Annotated in this window: 16 protein-coding genes; 7 read left to right on the forward strand and 9 right to left on the reverse strand. The window is 40.7% G+C overall.

All coding sequences use genetic code 11. The features are described from left to right. Positions 1 to 12 precede the first annotated feature (12 nt). A complete protein-coding gene (locus B155_RS0106470) occupies positions 13 to 1,857 on the reverse strand; it encodes a TIGR03545 family protein (protein WP_018127438.1) in 1,845 nt (614 codons plus the stop codon). Positions 1,858 to 1,859: 2 nt separating this feature from the next. Then, positions 1,860 to 2,384 (reverse strand): TIGR03546 family protein, encoded by a 525-nt coding sequence (locus B155_RS0106475; RefSeq protein ID WP_018127439.1) that lies wholly within the window; start codon positions 2,382 to 2,384, stop codon positions 1,860 to 1,862. A gap of 115 nt (positions 2,385 to 2,499) precedes the next feature. On the opposite strand from B155_RS0106475, the gene B155_RS0106480 reads away from it, so the two are divergent. Together B155_RS0106480 and B155_RS0106485 are read left to right on the forward strand one after the other, a co-directional pair. After that, the gene (locus tag B155_RS0106480; protein WP_157464747.1) at positions 2,500 to 3,852 is read left to right on the forward strand and encodes a choice-of-anchor B family protein; all 1,353 of its coding nucleotides are present in this window, start codon (positions 2,500 to 2,502) and stop codon (positions 3,850 to 3,852) included. A 142-nt stretch (positions 3,853 to 3,994) separates the two neighbouring features. Further along, positions 3,995 to 5,224: an aminotransferase class I/II-fold pyridoxal phosphate-dependent enzyme gene (locus B155_RS0106485; protein ID WP_018127441.1), complete on the forward strand. Its 1,230-nt coding sequence runs from the start codon at positions 3,995 to 3,997 to the stop codon at positions 5,222 to 5,224. Positions 5,225 to 5,361: 137 nt separating this feature from the next. Here the strand turns inward: B155_RS0106485 and B155_RS0106490 are convergent, their stop codons facing one another. Both B155_RS0106490 and B155_RS0106495 read right to left on the reverse strand, forming a co-directional pair. Then, positions 5,362 to 7,380 (reverse strand): DEAD/DEAH box helicase, encoded by a 2,019-nt coding sequence (locus B155_RS0106490; RefSeq protein WP_018127442.1) that lies wholly within the window; start codon positions 7,378 to 7,380, stop codon positions 5,362 to 5,364. A gap of 78 nt (positions 7,381 to 7,458) precedes the next feature. After that, complete coding sequence (locus B155_RS0106495; protein ID WP_018127443.1) at positions 7,459 to 8,385, reverse strand: CPBP family intramembrane glutamic endopeptidase; 927 nt, start codon at positions 8,383 to 8,385, stop codon at positions 7,459 to 7,461. 75 nt (positions 8,386 to 8,460) lie between these two features. On the opposite strand from B155_RS0106495, the gene B155_RS13570 reads away from it, so the two are divergent. Next, on the forward strand, positions 8,461 to 9,114 hold the full coding sequence (locus B155_RS13570; protein ID WP_018127444.1) for an SOS response-associated peptidase: 654 nt from the start codon (positions 8,461 to 8,463) through the stop codon (positions 9,112 to 9,114). 2 nt (positions 9,115 to 9,116) lie between these two features. Here B155_RS13570 and B155_RS0106505 read toward each other — a convergent pair whose 3' ends face one another. Continuing rightward, a complete protein-coding gene (locus B155_RS0106505) occupies positions 9,117 to 10,037 on the reverse strand; it encodes a mechanosensitive ion channel family protein (protein WP_018127445.1) in 921 nt (306 codons plus the stop codon). Positions 10,038 to 10,134: 97 nt separating this feature from the next. Between B155_RS0106505 and secG the strand changes: the two genes are divergently transcribed. Both secG and B155_RS0106515 read left to right on the forward strand, forming a co-directional pair. Further along, positions 10,135 to 10,530 (forward strand): preprotein translocase subunit SecG, encoded by a 396-nt coding sequence (gene secG, locus B155_RS0106510; RefSeq protein WP_018127446.1) that lies wholly within the window; start codon positions 10,135 to 10,137, stop codon positions 10,528 to 10,530. A 154-nt stretch (positions 10,531 to 10,684) separates the two neighbouring features. Next, positions 10,685 to 11,995 (forward strand): M24 family metallopeptidase, encoded by a 1,311-nt coding sequence (locus B155_RS0106515; RefSeq protein WP_018127447.1) that lies wholly within the window; start codon positions 10,685 to 10,687, stop codon positions 11,993 to 11,995. Here the strand turns inward: B155_RS0106515 and B155_RS0106520 are convergent. Together B155_RS0106520 and mnmE are read right to left on the reverse strand one after the other, a co-directional pair. Beyond that, entirely contained in the window at positions 11,989 to 12,735 is a 747-nt protein-coding gene (locus B155_RS0106520) for a Cif family virulence factor (protein WP_018127448.1), read from the reverse strand. The genes B155_RS0106515 and B155_RS0106520 overlap by 7 nt on opposite strands. A gap of 60 nt (positions 12,736 to 12,795) precedes the next feature. After that, positions 12,796 to 14,169: a tRNA uridine-5-carboxymethylaminomethyl(34) synthesis GTPase MnmE gene (gene mnmE / locus B155_RS0106525; protein ID WP_018127449.1), complete on the reverse strand. Its 1,374-nt coding sequence runs from the start codon at positions 14,167 to 14,169 to the stop codon at positions 12,796 to 12,798. A gap of 47 nt (positions 14,170 to 14,216) precedes the next feature. Here mnmE and B155_RS0106530 point away from each other — a divergent pair, with 47 nt between their 5' ends. Then, complete coding sequence (locus B155_RS0106530; RefSeq protein ID WP_018127450.1) at positions 14,217 to 14,933, forward strand: hypothetical protein; 717 nt, start codon at positions 14,217 to 14,219, stop codon at positions 14,931 to 14,933. A gap of 84 nt (positions 14,934 to 15,017) precedes the next feature. On the opposite strand, the gene B155_RS0106535 is transcribed toward B155_RS0106530, so the two are convergent. Continuing rightward, positions 15,018 to 16,574: a peptide MFS transporter gene (locus B155_RS0106535; RefSeq protein WP_018127451.1), complete on the reverse strand. Its 1,557-nt coding sequence runs from the start codon at positions 16,572 to 16,574 to the stop codon at positions 15,018 to 15,020. A 156-nt stretch (positions 16,575 to 16,730) separates the two neighbouring features. On the opposite strand from B155_RS0106535, the gene B155_RS0106540 reads away from it, so the two are divergent. After that, positions 16,731 to 17,201 (forward strand): DUF456 domain-containing protein, encoded by a 471-nt coding sequence (locus B155_RS0106540; RefSeq protein ID WP_018127452.1) that lies wholly within the window; start codon positions 16,731 to 16,733, stop codon positions 17,199 to 17,201. 1 nt (position 17,202) lies between these two features. Here B155_RS0106540 and B155_RS0106545 read toward each other — a convergent pair whose 3' ends face one another. Next, a complete protein-coding gene (locus B155_RS0106545; protein ID WP_018127453.1) occupies positions 17,203 to 19,191 on the reverse strand; it encodes a PAS domain-containing sensor histidine kinase in 1,989 nt (662 codons plus the stop codon). Positions 19,192 to 19,338: the final 147 nt, after the last annotated feature.

The raw sequence follows: 19,338 nt of genomic DNA on the forward strand, positions 1-19,338 counted from the left end.
TGAGCTAAACGGCTATTCCCAATCGATACCGATTTTATCTTTAATCTTATTTTTGAGGGAATCTTCTAGCTCTTTTTTCTTTTTCTCGAGCTCAGCCTTTTTCTCTTCCACTTTTTGAAGTTCTTGCTGAATTCTGGCCTCTAACTGTTCGTACTCTTTTCGAATCTCAGCCTCTTTTTGCTCTTTGAACGCAATGATATCTTCTTTGCGACCTTCCACCTCTTTACGTACTTCCGCTTCAATTCTTTGACGGGCTCTATCCACTTCTTTACTTACCGTGTTCTTCAAAGCATTCACAAATAAATCATCGATATTCGACCTGATTCTTACTTTGAGTGGACCATCCACGTTATCAACTAAGGCCGTAACATCAATGCGATCGGTACTGCTAACCGCATCTTTAATTAATTGCTGAATCCTATCATTTGAAGGAACAGCATCGAAATTAAACGCCAAATTCTTGGCTGAATAGTTAATTTCGCTATCAATTCTCTTATCAACGATTTGCAAACTTGCTGAGACTTCCCCAACCCCTTGTTCCATTGGGTAAGGCAGTAACTCAGAGGGGGATAATTTGGTCCCCGCTAAAGAGAAACCATCATAGGTAAAATTAAATGACTCCACAGGTTCTTCACCCAGATAATTAATCTCACCCGTTAAACTCATTTTTCGGCTAGCATCATCACTTCCAGATAGATTAAAGGTAATGGGCTCTTTTGTTTTTTTCTGGTCGCTACTTATGTGAGCAATTTGACCCGCTAACTTAATCGCTGTTTTTGTTTCACCGGATACATCAATGTTTTGAATCCACAGTTTTGGCCAGTCGTACTTGTCGGTAAATTCGTAGTCGATCCCTTCGTAACGCTCGATTTTCTCTTTGTCATCGCCTGCCAATCTACTGCTATATTCACGTGCAATGGCGAGATATTCCATATAACCAGCGTAATCGGCTAGCAGGTTTTCACCAAATAACGACTGCGCTATATTCTGTGCATCCAAGCGAGGTAATTTGGCCATATTCATTGCTCGTTGGTAATCACCTTCAATCCAATTATCAATGCGACCAATACTAAACTTAGTGTCTCCAAAGTCTTCCTGGAACTCCGACTTAATCTGATTGGCTCTATTTCTTAGTGAATCAACTTGTTTAGCTAGCTTTTGTACATTCTGTATGGCTTCAATTGCTTTCTTAGGATCTTTAATTTCCTTCACATTGATCTTTTGAATGCTACTCTGAACAGAGGCAATCTCTTTATTGATATCCGTATTGGTAAGAGTGCTATCCCACTTTTGGTAATTTTGCTCTAAACCGTTTCTAAGGGTATCAATCTTTTCCGGAGCTTGAAGATCTAACTTGGCTAAAACACTGTCTACATTTATATCAGACTTGATGTTGTTGAACTCCATATTCGCATTTCGAGACACCTCTGAAGTCACATCTGAAATAACTTTCGTTAAAAAACCTGGCTCCTTATTCTTTTCTTCTTCAGGAATTTCGAAGTAGCCATCCGTTTCACGTTCGGTGTCCATTCTAAACTCTTTGAAAATCACGTCTTCTATAATTACACGTTCCCAAAGTGTTGGCCAAAACAGAAAGTCTAATTCCGCCTCCCCTGTTTCAAAACTATTCTCCATAGTGTTTTCAGGGTTCGCCACTTGCAGTCTACTCCATCTAATTTTTAGATCTACTAAGCTAATTTCAAAGTCATCGATTTCAACCAGTGCCCCATTGGCAACACTTGCACTATACTCAAGGCGCTCTTCAACGATAGGATCAATGCTTATCCAGCTTATTAAAAAGCTTAAGATTGTGATTACAACTACCGCAATGATTCCTTGTATTCTAAATATCCTCATACTTAACCTCTCAACCTTGCTGCTGTCTGATAGATAGAGTACACTTTTGTACCCTTCAGTGTTTTCATCAGTTTCGTTTTCATCACTTTCTCATGGATGTGCTTGCGATACTGAACCACCCCTACCTTTGTAAGTGGAAACATAGGCACACATAGAATAATGGCAGTTGTTAGACTCCCAATAACTACGGTGTTATAGAACTTGGTGATGGCCCAAAACTCATTGTCGTACATGGAAATATATGTACTTTGCATCCCCTCTAGCTCTAATAAGTACGTCCCGAAATCATGAAAAAGTGGGTCGGCTAAGTAAGCGATACCACTAAATACTAAAAATGCTAAGATCACCATCCCCACATTTACCTTCAGTATCAGCACTAAAACCAAGATAATTAAGTTATGAAAAGACATAACTGGGGTTAAGCCGATGATCATACCGAGAATGAACCCTCCTGCCAATTGGTTTGGGGATGCTTCAGAAGCTAAAGCCTTAAGTAATTTTGCAATGTATTTTAATATCAGGAACATATTACTGTAATCGATTCTCAGATAATTCGTTCCAATATAAATAATTTCATTGGCATCATTTACGTCATTACATTATTTGATATCATCCTATTTTTCTCACTATCTGTAAATAAATATGCGTCATTTAACTTTTTGTGCAATTGCTCTGCTAGCAATGTTAAACTGCACCGATTCTTCCTCTAATTCAGGTGAAGAGGAAGTTTATACTCCTCCAATTCCACCCGGTTTTGAATGTGTTGACGGATTGTCCGCTGGCACCTATCCTTGTAACAACATCGACTTAGTGGCGCGTGTAAGTGCTTCTGAACTCAGAGGAAGTAATTTAAATGATATTTGGGGATGGAAAGACCCTCAAACAGAAAAAGAGTATGCCCTTGTTGGGTTAACGGATGGGGTTACATTTGTGGATGTGACCAATCCCGATGAGCCTATTGTTGTTGGGAAACTTCCTGAAAGTAACATCTCTGCTAAATATAAAGTGCTAACAGACCCAAATTACGAAGCTTGCCAAATTGGAATCGGTGAAACTGAGTATTCAAAAAATCTACAAAAAGGTTCTGCCTGGCGAGATCACAAAGTATATAACAACCACTTATATATTGGTAGCGATAGCCAACCTCATGGTGTTCAAGTATTCGACCTAACTAAATTACGAGGGTACAATGGTAGTTTTATCGAATTCAACGACGATAATCTATATGCTGGTTTAGCCAATTCGCATAATATTGTTATCAATGAAGAAACGGGCTTTTTATATGCTACCGGTGCCACGAACGCTGACACCTGTAATACAGCTGGGCTTCATATTTTAGATTTATCCACTCCATCCGACCCCGTTTTTGCTGGTTGTTATGAAGACGCCACCCCTCCCCGACGAAGTGAAGGTTCCGCGTATATTCATGATGCGCAGTGTGTGATTTATAATGGTCCTGATACCGAGCACGCAGGGAAAGAAGTATGCTTTAACGCTGCTGAAAGATCTTTAGCTATTGCTGATGTTACTGATAAGCAAAACTTACAAACGTTGGGCTTTGCTACGCAGCCTTATATGTACTATGCGCACCAGGGTTGGTTAACGGAAGACCAGCAATATTTTATCATGAACGATGAGTTAGATGAAATCAACTTAGGTAGGAATACTAAATCGTATGTATTTGATGTAAGAGATTTAGACAACCCGGTATTCATTGATTACTACACCCACAATACTTTTTCTATCGATCATAATATGTATGTGAAAGGTGATTACGTGTATGCCTCAAATTACAATTCGGGATTACGCATTTTAAAGATGGATAACATTGCCGAGGCCGACTTATCCTTGGCGGCTTTCTTCGATACCCAGCCTGCATCCGACCAAAACAACTTCAGTGGCGCATGGAGTGTTTACCCATACTTCGATAGCGGCACTGTTATTGTGAGTGATATCGCTGACGGCCTGTTTATCTTGAAGCCAAATCTAAATTAAGGAGTTACATCTACTCAACATTAATAAACCCACATATCCGCCGTTTACCTTTGAGTTAGAGTCGAATTTCCGTACCTTTTTGCCGTTTTTACACTAATAAAACGTCTGAATTTCGGACGACTAATACCCTTTTTATTTTTTTATGGATCTATTTGATAAGCTTGAGGGCAGACCTAGTCCACTAGGACCATTTACTTCTGAAGGATACGGCTACTATACTTTTCCAAAACTAGAAGGACCATTAGGTCCAATTATGAAATTTGATAACAAGGACATGATCGTTTGGAGTATAAACGATTACCTTGGTGTTGGTAGTAATCCTGAGATTAAGAAAGTAGATGCTGAAGCAACTGCTGAATATTCTTTAAGTGCTCCTATGGGTGCTCGTTTAATGACAGGTAACTCTACACAGCACGAATTGCTTGAGCAAGAATTAGCTGCTTTTGTACACAAACCTGCAGCTCAGCTACTAAACTTTGGATACCAAGGTATCATGAGTGTGATTCACTCTTTAGTAGACCGAAACGATTTCTTGATTTATGATGAGCTTAGCCATGCATGTATTGTTGATGGTAAGCAATTAGCTATGGCTGACAAGTCTGTATTCAAGCATAATGATATTGAGAGCTTTAAAAAGCAATTATACAGAGCTGCGGCTAAGAAGAAGGATAATTCTTCTATTCTTGTAGTTACTGAAGGTGTATTCGGCATGACCGGCGACCTCGGTATTCTTCGTGAGATTATTGAGCTTAAAAAAGAAGTGCCATTCCGCTTATTGGTGGATGATGCTCATGGTATTGGTACTCTTGGTGATGATGGCTCAGGTACTGGAACGCATTTAGGTTGCCAAGAAGGTATTGACATCTACTTTGGTACTTTTGCTAAAGCTTTTGCTAGTATTGGCGCTTTTGTTGCTTCTGAACCTCGTGTAATCGAGTTCTTAAAAGCGAATGTGAGAAGCCAGATTTTTGCGAAGTCGCTACCAATGCCAATCGTGGTATCTGCACGCGAGCGCCTCAAAATGATTCGTAAGCATCCTGAGTGGAGAGAGCAGCTTTGGAAGAACACACTAAAGCTAAGAGAAGGTCTTCAGAAGATCGGATACAATGTACTTCCATCTGAAAGTCCTGTAACACCGGTACTAACTCAAGGAAGTACTGCTTTATGCCAAGACATTATGCGCAAGCTTCGTGAAGAGCATGGCGTGTTTGTGAGCGGTGTTGCTTACCCAGTTGTACCTCGTGGTATCGTACTTATTCGCTTGATTCCAACTGCGGTTCACAACGATGAGCATATCGAAAAAACTTTAGAGGCTTTTGATGCCATTAAAGACTTCGTATTTGCAGCAGCGGCTGAAGTAACTGCTGGTTAATTCAAGTAGCTGACTATATTTTCTAAAGCCTTCCCATTCGGGAGGGCTTTTTTTGTGCTTATGAATAAAATAAGAGCATAAAAAAAGCACCTTTCAGAAAAAGGTGCTTTAAGTTTTTTGAAACCGAATACTGGCTATTATTTGAAGAGTTTTTTAACCCAACCAAATACGCCTTTCGGCTCTTCGCGACCTTCACGTCCGCCTGAAAGCCCATCATAACTTGGACGTGGTAGCGCAAGTTCATCACGCTTACTGCGCTTTTGCTTATGATGCTTATTCGACTTTTTAGATGAAGAATTATCTCGATGTTTGTTATTTCGAGATGACTTTCCTCCTCTTCTATTTCGGTTTTTCGAATGCTTGTCGTTCTTAGAATTATCCTTCTTTTCAGTCGGCTTAGATGACTTCTTCTTTTTCTTCTCAAGAACTTCTTCCGGAAGTTTAATTTCAACGGGTGCGTACCCAACTTCCTTCGTAATTCGATCGATATCTTCACGGTCCATTTTAGACACTAAGGATACCATTTGAGCGGCCTTCTTATTGCCAACTAACTCAGCACGGTACTTATACTCTTCCACTTCGCTAGGGACGTCGTAGTTGATAACCTGAGTTACTTTATCCAGTTCTATATCAGTTGCTGAAATACCACCAACCAATAACACCTTCATTTCACCAGTTACAAACTTCTGAAAACGCTCGTTGTACACTTGTTGGTCAATTCCTTCGTGCACACTCACTACTCCCCAGCTCTTCTTAAGAATAATTCTGAAAAGTCGGTCGGTTGTTCTCTTAGAAGCCGTAAAGATAACGATGCGCTCTTTAGGGCTATTCTCTAGGTGCGACATCAACGTTGAAATCTTCATACGAGGAGGCACATTGATGTATACCTGCTCAAGATCTTTAGACACCGGGGTCGGCTCGTCTTCTTGATCTTCAGGCAGCACTACCTCTACTGAAGCTTCTTTCAATTTTTCTTTGGGCGACTCTTCCGCCTCCTCTTCCTGCTCCTCTTTTTTAGGCTCAGGGTTTAGAACCACTTTCACAGATGCTTTGGTAAGCTTTTCTTCTACCTTAGCTTGATCTAGTTTTGCTGGTTCAACAGCCTTTGGCTCACTTTCTGAGTCAGCTTCTTCCGTTGATTCGGTTGCCTGCTTTTCTTCTTGTTCTGAAGTTTCATTACTAGCATCCGATGTTTCTTGGGTGTCTTCTGTATCAGGCTCTAGAACCACTTCTACTTCTGCTGCTTCAAGCTTTTCTTCCACTGTTTTAGCTACAGATTCTACCACTTCTTCGTCAGATACAACTTCTGCTGTTTTTTCTTCTGAAGTATCTTCGGCAATCGTTTCTTCTTGATTCGACTCACTTCCGTTGGTAGTAGATTCGGTTTCCTTTGGCTCAGGGTTAAGCACTACTTTCACTGATGCTTTAGCTAATTTTTGTTGAACCACTTCAGGATCAATATCAGCTGCTTCAACAGGTGCTTTTTGTTCTTCCTCTAAGTCTTGGAAGCCTATGAGCTCTGGATTTTGCAAGGCTTGCTCAGCTAGTTGCTTAGTTGCACTGTTTAAAGTACCCGAGAAAATAAGAACCTGCGGGGTGCTTTCGATTCGCTCGAAAACAGACTTCACCCGTCCTACTAGGTTAAAGTTCTCCATGGCATGTGCTTCATCAATAATCACACATTCCAAGTTTTCAAACTTTCTGTTTGTTTTCTCCAGTATGTCAACTAATCGGCCCGGATTGGCTACAATCACGGGTGCTCCATCTAAAATTGCTTGCTCTTGGGTAGCTCTGTCGCCTTTCATTGACAGGGATGCGCTACTTACTTGTGCATGATAGCCCATCGCCCAGATCATTTCATCAATGGCTTTAGCTCGCTCTATAGATGGTGTTAAAATTAATATTCGTGTGCCTGTGGCCTCTCCATTCGCGATCAACTTCTGTAAAGCAGGTATCAAAAATGCTGCTTTATCCTCTTCTTCGTTCTTAACAAGCATATGCTTGCCTTGCAATACCTGAGGAATAACTTCATGCTGGAGAGGTGTAGGCTGTTCTAACCGTGTATCGACCAGTCCGCTTAATAAATCCGGACTCAGGTCATATTGTTCAAATGACAATGGTACACCTCTTTTTTGGCTTAATAGTTCAATTTTCAAAGATCAATGTCCGCATCGTTGCAGACCCGCCTAATATACGAAAGTTAATCTCTAAGCTCATATTTCATTTTCAAGGCCTTATTTGCCCTCCTCAGGCATTTCTAAGGGCATATAGTCTCTTTTGAAGATAGGTTCGACTAATGGCTGCTCTTTTTTGATCACCCGGCCGTAGCCAAATACTAAAAGTATGATTATAAGCATGCCCACTAAGCCTATAATGCCTGCTTCAGGGCCAAAACTGCCGCCAGTCCATAAATCGGGCCCTACTTCTTCAACTTGTATCAATGATCTTCTCATTTCAAGTCCACTTACAGGCAGCCCAAAAATGCCTCCCATTGCAAAATTCCATGCAAAGTGTATTCCTATCGATAAAGCCAAGCGCCCTGTAATCAGATAAGGAATGGCCAGCATAATACCTGCAATAAGTATATATGAAGTAGATATCAGTGTGGCATTCGGATTCCAGATGTGTGCTATTCCAAAAATAGCTGAGGTTATAAAAACAGCCCATAAAGTAGCTTGCCACGGCGTAATTGGGCCGATGATTGCACCCTCTTTCAAGTTTGGAATGAAATAGCCTCTAAATATAAGCTCTTCATAAAATCCAACGCCCATCATTTGAACCATGTACACAGCTAATGTGATTAGCCAATAATCTGAACCTGCACGCTGCCAACCGTAGCCTGAAATTTCAATCCAACCCATTCCCCACTCTAAAAGGAACACAACAGTGAGTGCAAGCACCGCAATTAGTATACCTAGCCCACACTCTTTCCACCAAAGTGCCTCTAGCTTTAACCCTATTTCTTTGATGGAACGGCGGTCAACTTGCTTGATCATCAATAGGCTTGCAATGAATAAACCAATTGAAAGGGCTATATATGACCATACAGTTGAGGCGAAGAACCCTGATGGGATAGCTAAGAAAAACGCTAAGGCTAAAAATAGAAGCAAACGAACGCCAGCTCGGAACCGATGTTCTTCATTATTGTATATAATATTCATTGGGGCATACAGGTTTATGCTTAATAGTATCGACCTGCTAAAAATAGAAACTCTTAAACTAAGTCCACCATATTTATGGAACGCTATGTATTACATGCTGCTAAAACACTAATTGAAGATACTTTTGAAGTTTCATCCCCATCAGAAGTCCTTTTCAAACATTCATTCAATATTTACCCAGGCTCTCCAATGCCTATCATCTATAATGAAGAGCAAGGTCGATCTATCTCTACAGGTATATGGGGAATCAACGATTCAGCTAGTGATGAAGCAATTACAGAAATAGCTAAATCTAAATTACAATCTGACCACTCTGAGCTTAAACCATGTATCATTCCTGCCAGTGGTTTTTATATGTGGAAACAATCTGTGAACGACCGACTCCCCTTTTATGTGCGGATGCTGAGTCAAGAGGTCTTAGGTTTTGCAGGCATGTATAAAGTGACTGAATCGAGCGAGGGTAAAACGAATATTCAATTTGCTGTAATCACTAAAGCATCAAATGTATTACTTCAGCCTTTAGGGCCTACTATGCCACTTATTTTAGAACCTGATCACTATAGCGATTGGTTAGAAGGGCAACACCAACCATTGTTGACCAAGTTCTATAAAGATACTGACTTGATTCCCGATTTAGCCGTGTATAGAGTGCCCGATTTAGTGAATGACCCATCAGAAAATTCAAGGGCTTTGATTCAGGCCATTCCAAAACGCAGAGATGACGACTAGTATCAACTAGTGGGTTTAGTGCCCGGCTTCCCTTCAACGCTGTTATTAAACACTCTCAACGTTGGGTAAGCTAAATCAATGTCATCATGTTTATTGAATTCATCGAGTGCTCGCTCCCAAATTGCTTGCGAAGAACCGCGTCGACGTCTTGGGTCTGTTAGGTAACGTATAGAGAGCATAATACCGCTGTCTTTCACTCCTGTGTATACAATCGGAGTGAGGTAGCGATACTCAATCAAGTAAGACTTAGCAGCACGAGCAATCTGCTTTTTGGCACTTTCAATAAAATCTTTGGATTCATCATTCGAGATTTCTTCTAAAATCTTCTTCGCTTTCTTCCAATCGCTTTCGAATGTGACCATAATGCCAATCTCATTCCATATAAACTGGAAATCGCTGGTGTAATTTGCCATGTGCTCGCTAAACACTTTGTGATTAGGAATATGAATCACACGACCTGTACTCTGATCGGCATCTACCCAATTTCCAATCTCTAGAATGGTGAACTTAAAAGGACGCACATCAATTACATCGCCTTTTGATTCTCCAATTTCGATTCTATCGCCTACATCAAATGGCTTTCTCCAAATTATGAAAAGCCAAGCGGCTAAATCTGTAACAGGATCTTTCAAAGCAATAGCTAAACCCGCAGAGAGTAACCCAAAATAGGTGGAAAGATCGCCCCAGGCCGTAAACCAAATCTGGCTGATGATGATAATCCCAATAAAAGCTGAGAAGTAAGTAAGGTTTTTGCGCCATTTATATACGGTGCGCTTACTCTCTACATTTTTACTAACCACACGCAGCGTTAAAATGCGAATGAGCCATAAAACTAATATTACAACTACTGTTTTCACCACTTGAAGGGTGAAAAACGGTGAGTTTTGAAAAAATTCAGCGATGTTATTTAAGAAATTTTCCATGCGGTGATAATAACCTTATGAATTGACACTTACACACTTGGGATAGTATTGAATTTTGAATATCTTTATGGTCTTGAAAAAAATCTAAGTAATCATCATGCTTTACAATATTCTAGTCGCAGTTATTACCATTATTTGCGCACTTTTAATTCTCGTAGTTCTTCTTCAAAACGGACAAGGTTCTGGTTTATCTGGTATTAGTGGAGGCGCAGGTGGCGGCCTTGCTGGCAATTCTGGCCTAGGCGCACGTCGTACCGCAGATTTACTTTCTAAAGCTACCGGAATATTTGGTGGAGCTTTTCTAGTACTTTGCATCCTTGCAAACTTCGCTATTGATAATGCAGGTACACAACCTACACGTAGTATCCTTCAAGAAGGTGGAGCTGGAATTCCTGCTCAAGACTTAAACGCCCCTTCTGAAACTCAGTCTGCTGTTCCAGTTCAGAACAACGACGCAACGGGTACTGACAACTCGACTGAAGGCGAAAACTAATTTTTTAGTTTTATTCGATTTTATAAAGCCTAGTTCTTTTGAACTGGGCTTTTTTTATGCCCACTATTTTTTACAAAATGAATTAGGCTTCCCAAAATTTTACCTTCATATTTACCGTCGTAAAATTTTATGGTGTAATAATATTAGGGTAATCATGATCCGTACCAATTTCATTGTGTTCATTTTTGTGTTGCTAAACGGCTGCTTAGGAAGCACAACTCCTACTGTTACTGTTGAATGGGGAGCATCTCCTTGGACAGAAATACGAAAAGAGCGTGTAAATACTTTGCTTCCTCAAGCTATGGAAGCTGCGAATGTAGATGCGTGGATTATCATTTGTCGTGAAAATAATAACGATCCACTTGCAGATCATGTGGGTGGCGAAAACGCTGGCGGAACCGCACTGTTTTTATTCTACAGAGATGGGTCTGGATTCCATTCTAAAGTGTATTCCCCGGTAGGTGAAGCAACGGCATTAGCCGACATGAAACTCCACGACGAGGTGATACCCATAGAACGCGGGCATTCTGCTCTTACTCAAGCGGCTGAGTTCATCAATGCTCAATCATTTAATACCATCGCAATCAATAGCAGCTCTAGCAATGCGCAAGCTGATGGGCTAACCCATACTCAGTACAACAAGTTAGTTGATGCACTTGGCAAAAGCAGTGCTTCAAAACTAATATCTTCTGAAGAATTGGTATATGAGTGGCTTTCGATTAAGACACCTGATGAAGTAGAGATTATGAGAAAGGCGGCCGAATTAACCGCTAAATGGGAGCTTGAAGCCTACGAGCAAGTAGAACCCGGCGTATCTACGGATGCTGACATCGCCAAATTCCTGAAAAAGAAAATGGAAGAGTATAAAGTTACCGATGCATGGTCGCCGGACCAAAACCCGAATGTAAATTCCGGACCAGATCGCGGTCACTCGCATGCTACCGACAAGGTGATTATGCCCGGAGATGTCATCCAAATTGACTTTGGAATCAAACTCTACAACCGATGGGTAAGTGATATTCAACGCTTTGCCTATGTACTTAAAGATGGTGAAACGACAGCACCAGCTGATATTCAACATTATTGGGATTCTGCCAAACGTGGAAATCGTGCCGCATTTAAGGCCATGAAGCCTGGCGCAAAAGGCGTGGAAGTGGACGCCGCTCAACGTGCACTCATGAAAGAAGACGGTTCAGAATATGTAATGTGGAGTACTGGTCACCCAGTAGGATATGTAGCTCACGATACCGGGCCAAACTTAGGAGGCTCTCAATCGCCAAGTGTACGTCCATCCTCTCAACGGGTGTTGAAAGCGGGCATGGTGTTCGCTTTTGATGGCTTCCATGCATGGACAAGAGAAGACGGCACCTTAAAAACTATCTCAGTTGAGGAAATGGCCGTAATCACCGAAAACGGTGCAGAATTTCTAATTCCACCACAGGAAGAACTTGTACTGATTCAGTAATTGAAATCGAGTTCAATATCCCATTTTCCAGGCGCTGTTTTCGTCCATAGAATGAAATAGATACCGCCTGGACCTGAGGTATTATTCCCCGTGTAATAACGGCCAACTTCAATTACTTTATTGGCACTCAGTTGATATAGATATTTTTTGACTAGGTCTACAGAATAGCTTTCCGACTCCATGTAAGCATATCTCTCTATGATTTCTTCCCATCCTAGTGAAAGTCGACCTGCCGAAAGGTAGGTCGCATCTTGTGTATACAATGCTTTAATATGGCGAGCTGGGTTATGTTGATTTGCAAGCTCAACCCACTCCTCTCTTCGAAGTCCGATTTCTTGTTCAGCAGCTACTTCTTTCCCAAACTCATAAGGCTCATCGGTAGGTAGAACTACATCCATTTCTTTTTTCATTCCCTCTTTAGTATTCCGATAGGCGGTAATCATTAGCATCTCCTTTTGTTGGAGTGTATTCTCTACTGTGCCAATGGTTATGAATCGAACTGGATCGTGACTTAGATGTATCCTTAACTGATAATCAGATAGATGAGCGAGCAACGCTGCAGCCCCTTCTGGGTAGAGGAGATACCCTCTCTCCCATTGATAGGCGGAAACATCATTTCCTTGTTTAGCATCTTCCAACCAACGCGATTGAAGAGCTGAGAAATTTTCTTGAGCAACCGCACCCATTGCACAACTTGCCGCTATAAGTATTCCAAGACCTACTCTTTGAATCCACTTCATACCATCACTCCTTCTTTCTTGATTACTAACTCACCCGAGGTGTAATCTAAACTTTAGGAATTATTTTCCAATACAGAAGCGGGAAAAAATGGAATCTAGAATGTGTTCGTTTGTGATTTCACCTGTAACCGTACCTAATTCATTAAGCGCCGCTCTGAGGTCGATAGAAAGGAAATCGCCCGTCATACCTAAATCTAAGCCATTTAAGGCCGCTTGAATATGGCTTTGGGTTTTCTGTAGTGCATCGCGATGACGAGTAGAGGTCACTAACAAACTTGAAGCATCATAGTGCTTGTTTTCTAAGGCTCGGTCTTTGAGTAATTGCTTCAACTCTTTGATCTTTTCACCATCTATTGCTGAAATTTTTAAATCAAATTCCGTTCTCCACTCCTCATCAATTTCTTGATCTTTCTTCGTGCCTACTAAGATAAAAGGAGTTTCGCCTGCTCGTTTCTGGAAATCAGCAATCTCTTTGCGTTCATCGTCGGTGAAGGGATGGGATAAATCTTTTAAGTACACTACAAGGTCAGCTTGCTCAAATGCTTTTTGAGAACGCTTCACTCCTTCGGCTTCAACTACATCTAATGTTTCTCTTAAACCAGCTGTATCAATTAATTTGAATAACAAACCGTCGTAATTCCAATCAGCATCAATGGTATCTCTTGTGGTGCCTGCAATATCGGTTACAATGGCCCGGTCGCTACCTACCAAGGTATTCAACAATGTCGATTTACCTGCATTTGGCCGACCAATCAACACCGTTTTCACTCCGTCTTTTACAATACGCCCTGTTTCGTAGGTCTCTAATAACGCCGAGATTTCTGAGTCTACATCCTGAAGTAATTGACGAAGCTGCTCCTTATTTGCGAATTCTACATCCTCTTCAATAAAATCGAGTTCCAGCTCAATCATGGCGGTAGCATCAATGATTTGTTGGCGGAATTTCTTTACATGATCGCCTAATCGCCCTTCAAGCTGTTGATGTGCCGCGTCTACCGCTTTTATACTTTTGGCATGAATGATATCTGCCACCGCTTCTGCTTGATCTAAGTCTAGTTTCCCATTCAAGAATGCACGCTGAGTGAATTCGCCAGCCTCGGCCGACTTCACCCCTAAGGCCAAGATCGTTTCTAAAACCTTTTGAGTCACAAGTACACCACCATGGCAAGAAATCTCTACGGTCTCTTCTCCCGTGTATGACTTCGGCGACCTAAAAATCGATATCAAAACTTCATCAACGGGTAAACCTTTTTTGTCTACAATTTTGCCAAAATGCACAGTATGAGTAGGCTGTTCTACCAAAGGTTTTCCTTCGAAGGCTTGGTCTACTATAGAAATGGCATCTTTCCCCGAAACACGAATCACAGCTATTCCACCTTCACCGATGGGAGTAGCTATTGCAGCAATGGGAACTTTTTGTATAATTGAAGTCATATTATAGGTATCATTCTTTTTTTCAAATATAAGCCTAATCTACAACTATGAATAATCGTCTTCTTACCCTCACTGTATTTCTATTTTTACTTTTTCCGGCAATCACTAATGCCCAAAATGCCATAGCTCCAGATCGCCCGGGTGCTGGCTATAGTAGCTCCATTGTGGAATCGGGGTCGTTGTATCTTGAAGGTGGGGTTTTCACCGATACCGACTATACTGATTTTGGACAGCTTTTTATCAGAACTGGCTTAGCTCAAGATCTAGAACTTCAATTCAATCTTGGCTCTTTAGAATTTGTTGAAGGCAGAGATAAAGCCCTTGTAACTTCACAATCTATTGCCCTGAAGTATGGTTTTGGCACGTTTGGTGAAGATCAGAATATTAATTTTTCTGTGTTAGCCCGAATGAACCTCCCCTTTCTAAACGAAAACTACGAGTATTATTACACTCGCTTTCTGGCCATTGCTGATATTAGTTTAAATGATAATTGGGGTGTAAATACGAACTTTGGTTATGGCGACTTCCTCAATGAGTTCGGAGACGGGAATTTTAATTTCAATTTCACTCCGGGAGTATCTTTGAATGAAAGCACATCGGCTTATTTCGGCTATGCCGTTACATTTGATAGCGACTTCAATAACTCGTTCTTAGAAGGTGGCCTTACGCATTTAGTGGATGAATCTTTGCAGTTAGATGCGGGCTTAATCTTAAATGATAATAACGACCTATTCTTGACCTTCGGTATTGCTAAGCGATTTTAGATCTAATTTATAGTTACATCATAGGCGCATAAAAAAAGCCCCTTCACCAACATGAAGGGGCTTTTTAATTTCTTAGAAGTTGGATTAGTGAACGTTGCCCATCATCTTTTTAATTGGCTTAGCCAATAGTAACAAGAGTACACCAGCACCTACCGTTGTGTATACAATCATCATGTATTGGTCTGGCATCTGAGATAATGCTTCAGCACCGTCACCAGAAATCTCACCACCTAAACGCCCAGCGATTAAGTTTCCAAGAGATACCGACATAAACCATACACCCATCATCTGGCTGTAGAATTTCTTTGGAGCCAGCTTGGTTGTTAAGCTCAATCCTACTGGACTTAAACTCAATTCACCGAAGGTGTGGAACATATAAGTGAGCAGTAACCAGGTTGGCGCTGCTAGTTCTCCAGAGGCTGCTACTTTAGCTGCGAAATACATCACTAAGAAGCCAATACCCAGTAGGATTAGACCAAGTGAGAATTTCACTGGAGATGAAGGATCTAAATTTCTTTTAGCTAACCATACCCACATTGCACCGAATAATGGAGCGAAAATGATGATAAAGAGTGGGTTTACTGCTTGTAGTGCACCGGCTGGTATTAAAAATCCGAACACTTCACGATCTGTAAAACGATCAGCGAAAAGGTTTAAAGTTGAACCCGCTTGCTCAAAACCAGACCAGAAGATGGCTGAGAATAGGAATACAATTCCAATCACATACACTTTCTTTTTCTCGGCTTCATCTAGGCCACCAAGCACAATTACATATCCTAAGAAGGCCAATGCTGCAGCTACAATTAAGTACCCTGAAATATCAGCGATATACACCGCATCAACAGGTATTACCTTCATAAATGCCAATGCTAATAAACCAACAGCTACGAATACAACGCCATAAAGGCCTTTTTTCAGTTTTTCTCTAGAGGACAATTCTTCTTGAGTATCGGCAGCGGGCTCATCACCAACACCCACTAGGTATTGCTCTGTCATCTTGTATTGGATTAAACCAAATACCATAAATAAACCAGCGGCTCCGAAGCCTAAGTGCCAGTTAACTTGCTCGCCTAAATAACTAGTGATAAGTGGAGCTAAAAATGCACCAATATTAATACCTGAGTAGAAAATTGAGAATCCAGCGTCACGCTTTGCACTTTCAGATTCTGGGTATAATGAACCTACAATAGAACTGATGTTTGGCTTCAATAAACCTGTACCAACTGCAATCAGTATCAAACCTATAAAGAATGGGAAGGTGTCGATATTTGTTACCATCGTTGCATCTGTAATTCCAGCAACATCTAAAATCCCAGGTATTGCCATCGTAAAATGACCTAGTGCGATTATGATACCGCCATACCACACCGATTTTTTTAAACCGAATAATCGATCGGCTAGATAACCGCCTGGAAGTGCTAGTATATACACCCCCATGGTATATAATCCATAAATCGCACCTGATGTTTGATCATCAAATGCTAAGCCGCCTTCCATTACCGACTTTGTCATAAAGAGGATGAGTAGAGCACGCATTCCGTAATAACTAAAACGCTCAAACATCTCTGTGAAGAACAGAGTAGCTAAGCCTCTTGGGTGCCCAAAAAATGTGGCTTTTTCGCCATTGGTCCCGTTTGCCATATATTGCCTTATTATAGTTTTTGGTAAAATATTCTAAAGTTGATGATGATACCTAAACCCGTACATTGGTGCAAGGAAGGATTCACCCTTTTCAAGCGTGTATGTAACCCTAATGCATTTTATACGTTAGTACGCATCAACAAACTCTTCTAACCTATGGAACTTCTATTTATTGGCCTCGGCGTTATTTTAATCATTGTTGGTATCATCGGTGCTTTTTTACCGGTTATGCCGGGCTTACCCTTCAGCTATCTTGCCCTTGTTATACTGCAGCTGGTATCCTCTCCATTCACCACTCGCTTTATGGTATTATGGTTGGTGATTGTAGCCGTTCTCATGATTCTAGATAATGTATTACCAACTTGGGGTACTAAGAAGTTTGGCGGTACCGCTTATGGAGTGTGGGGAAGTATCATCGGGTTAATTGTAGGATTTTTCTTCCCACCAGTTGGCTTTGTAGTGGGGCCATTAGTCGGTGCTTTTGCCGGAGAAATTATTGGGGGAAGTAAAACCGATAAAGCCATGAAGGCTGCCATTGGCTCGTTCTTGGGGTTTGCTATGGCAACAGGGCTTAAAGTTGGGGCCGCGTGTTTAATGGGCTTTTATTACTTCAAAGCCATTCTATAATCTACTTCGAGCCTAGGGTGCTGCTAATCCCTTTGATATTACTTTTCTCAAAACTGAATTGAATCATGGCTCCATCATCGTTGCTTACTTCAATGGTAGCGTCTAGTTGAGATATCAATGTTTGGATAATTACACTCCCCATTGAACCGTCGTTTGTAGTTAAGAAATTAGCGGGTAAGCCTTTGCCGTTATCACTTACCTCAACAAACACTTTGTTTTCTTTTTGGAATGTATTCAGTTGAATTTTACCCCCATTCTCATCAAAGGCATGCTTAACGGAGTTCACAATCAATTCATTTAAAATTAGTGCACAAGGCACCGCCTGATTAACATTAATTGTTAATGGCTCGATATTTAAATGTACACTCACATTCTTCGCTATTATTTGCCCATCTTCTAATCCGCTAATCAAATCCTCGATATACTCTTTAAAGTCAATATCACTTAAAGACTCTGCCATATATAATTTCTCATGAATCAGAGCGATAGATTTGATCCTAGTTATACTCTCCGTTAACACTTGATCCAATTCCGAGTTGGAAGAACTAAACTGTTGTAACTGCAAAAAGCCTGAAACTACCGCTAGGTTATTTTTAACACGGTGATGTATTTCTTGAAGAAGCACCTCTTTCTCTTGAAGGGATTCCTCCAATTTAGACTGTGCATTAATTTGCTTGGTTAAATCAGTACCTACGATCTGAACCGCGTTCTTTCCTTGATACTTAACAGGCACCGATTTTATTTGAAGAAATCGGTATTTACCGTCAGGGCCTAAAATTTTATGAATAATTGGGTCTACCTGTTCGCCCTTGATAACTTTTGCGATTCGCTCACGGGCGATTGTTTCTTTCTCTACCTTAATGATTTCAAACAATGACTTCCCAATAAAGTATTCTGGCGGAGCTCCATACATCCGAGCGCCTGCATTGTTTAGAAACTTAATTTCGAGATCTTGTATGATCAGAATGAGATCGGGGTCATTTTGAACTAGGTTTTCCCATCTACTTTCATCCTCAACATTTTTGGTAACGTCCATCACTGTTGAAATCATCAAGTTCTGGTCGCGTACGGGAATGGCTTTATTATCTACATATTTTTGCTCGCCATCTTGTGTTACAATCGGTATGCGCTGCCAGTTCATTCTTTCAACTTCACCAGAAGCCATATCAGTGAGCACTTTTCGTTTTATTTCCCTTCTATATTCCTCGCTAGGATATACAACATCAAAAAAACTATCTACATCTTTTAGAGTTTCTTTAGGCCATCCATAAATTTCCGAAAACTGCTCATTCATTAAATACACTTGCCCGTCATCAATTGTATTTACAGCAACACCTATTGGCAAGTTATTCAAAGTTTGTTCAATAAAGTTATTACGCTTTTGCAGTTCTAGCTCATGCTCTGTTGAATCAGTAATGTCGTGAATGATGCCATATACACCTTTCACTTGATCTGATTTATCCTTTATAGTGCTAATAAGTGCACGCACATATTTAACATTGCCCTGCTCTGTAGTTAACTGCAGATCTTCCTTGTAAGAAATATTTGTAGCAATTACCGACTTAACAATTTCTTCTAGGCTTTCATCGCTTTGCTGGAAATAGCGTTTCATCAAAATTTGGTAGGGCGGAGGACCATCTTTTGCATCTCGCTCAAAGATCTCAAACATTGTTGGAGACCACTTTACACTGTCGGTAGCAAGATTGTATTCCCAATCACCAATTATTGCAAGTCGCTGCATTTCCAAGTATCGAACTTTATCATGCTTGAATGATTGGTACCATATTTGAATAAGGGCGTACAAGCCTACACTAGTAATGCCTACATACAACCAACCTTTTAATGTCTGAATAGTGGTTAATAGCGCAGTATCTATTACAAAATGAGCGAGGATTCTATCCGTGAAGAGTATCCATAAAACAGCTATCACCAAATAAATTAGAGCTATTTTGGCAGCCGACAGAGTCCGAAATGTATTTAATAAGTTCATTATTATTAGTTGCTCAACTAGCTACCCAAATTTTTTCTATCTGTATTTTTAGCTGACCTTGCCTTCTCCTACCTATTACTTTCCACTTAATGAAGTGCGTGTATTGCTATGTTATCGACAATGTTGTTACAATTTCAAATGAATCGA

This window comes from Balneola vulgaris DSM 17893 (assembly GCF_000375465.1).
In the GTDB taxonomy this organism is placed as follows: domain Bacteria; phylum Bacteroidota; class Rhodothermia; order Balneolales; family Balneolaceae; genus Balneola; species Balneola vulgaris.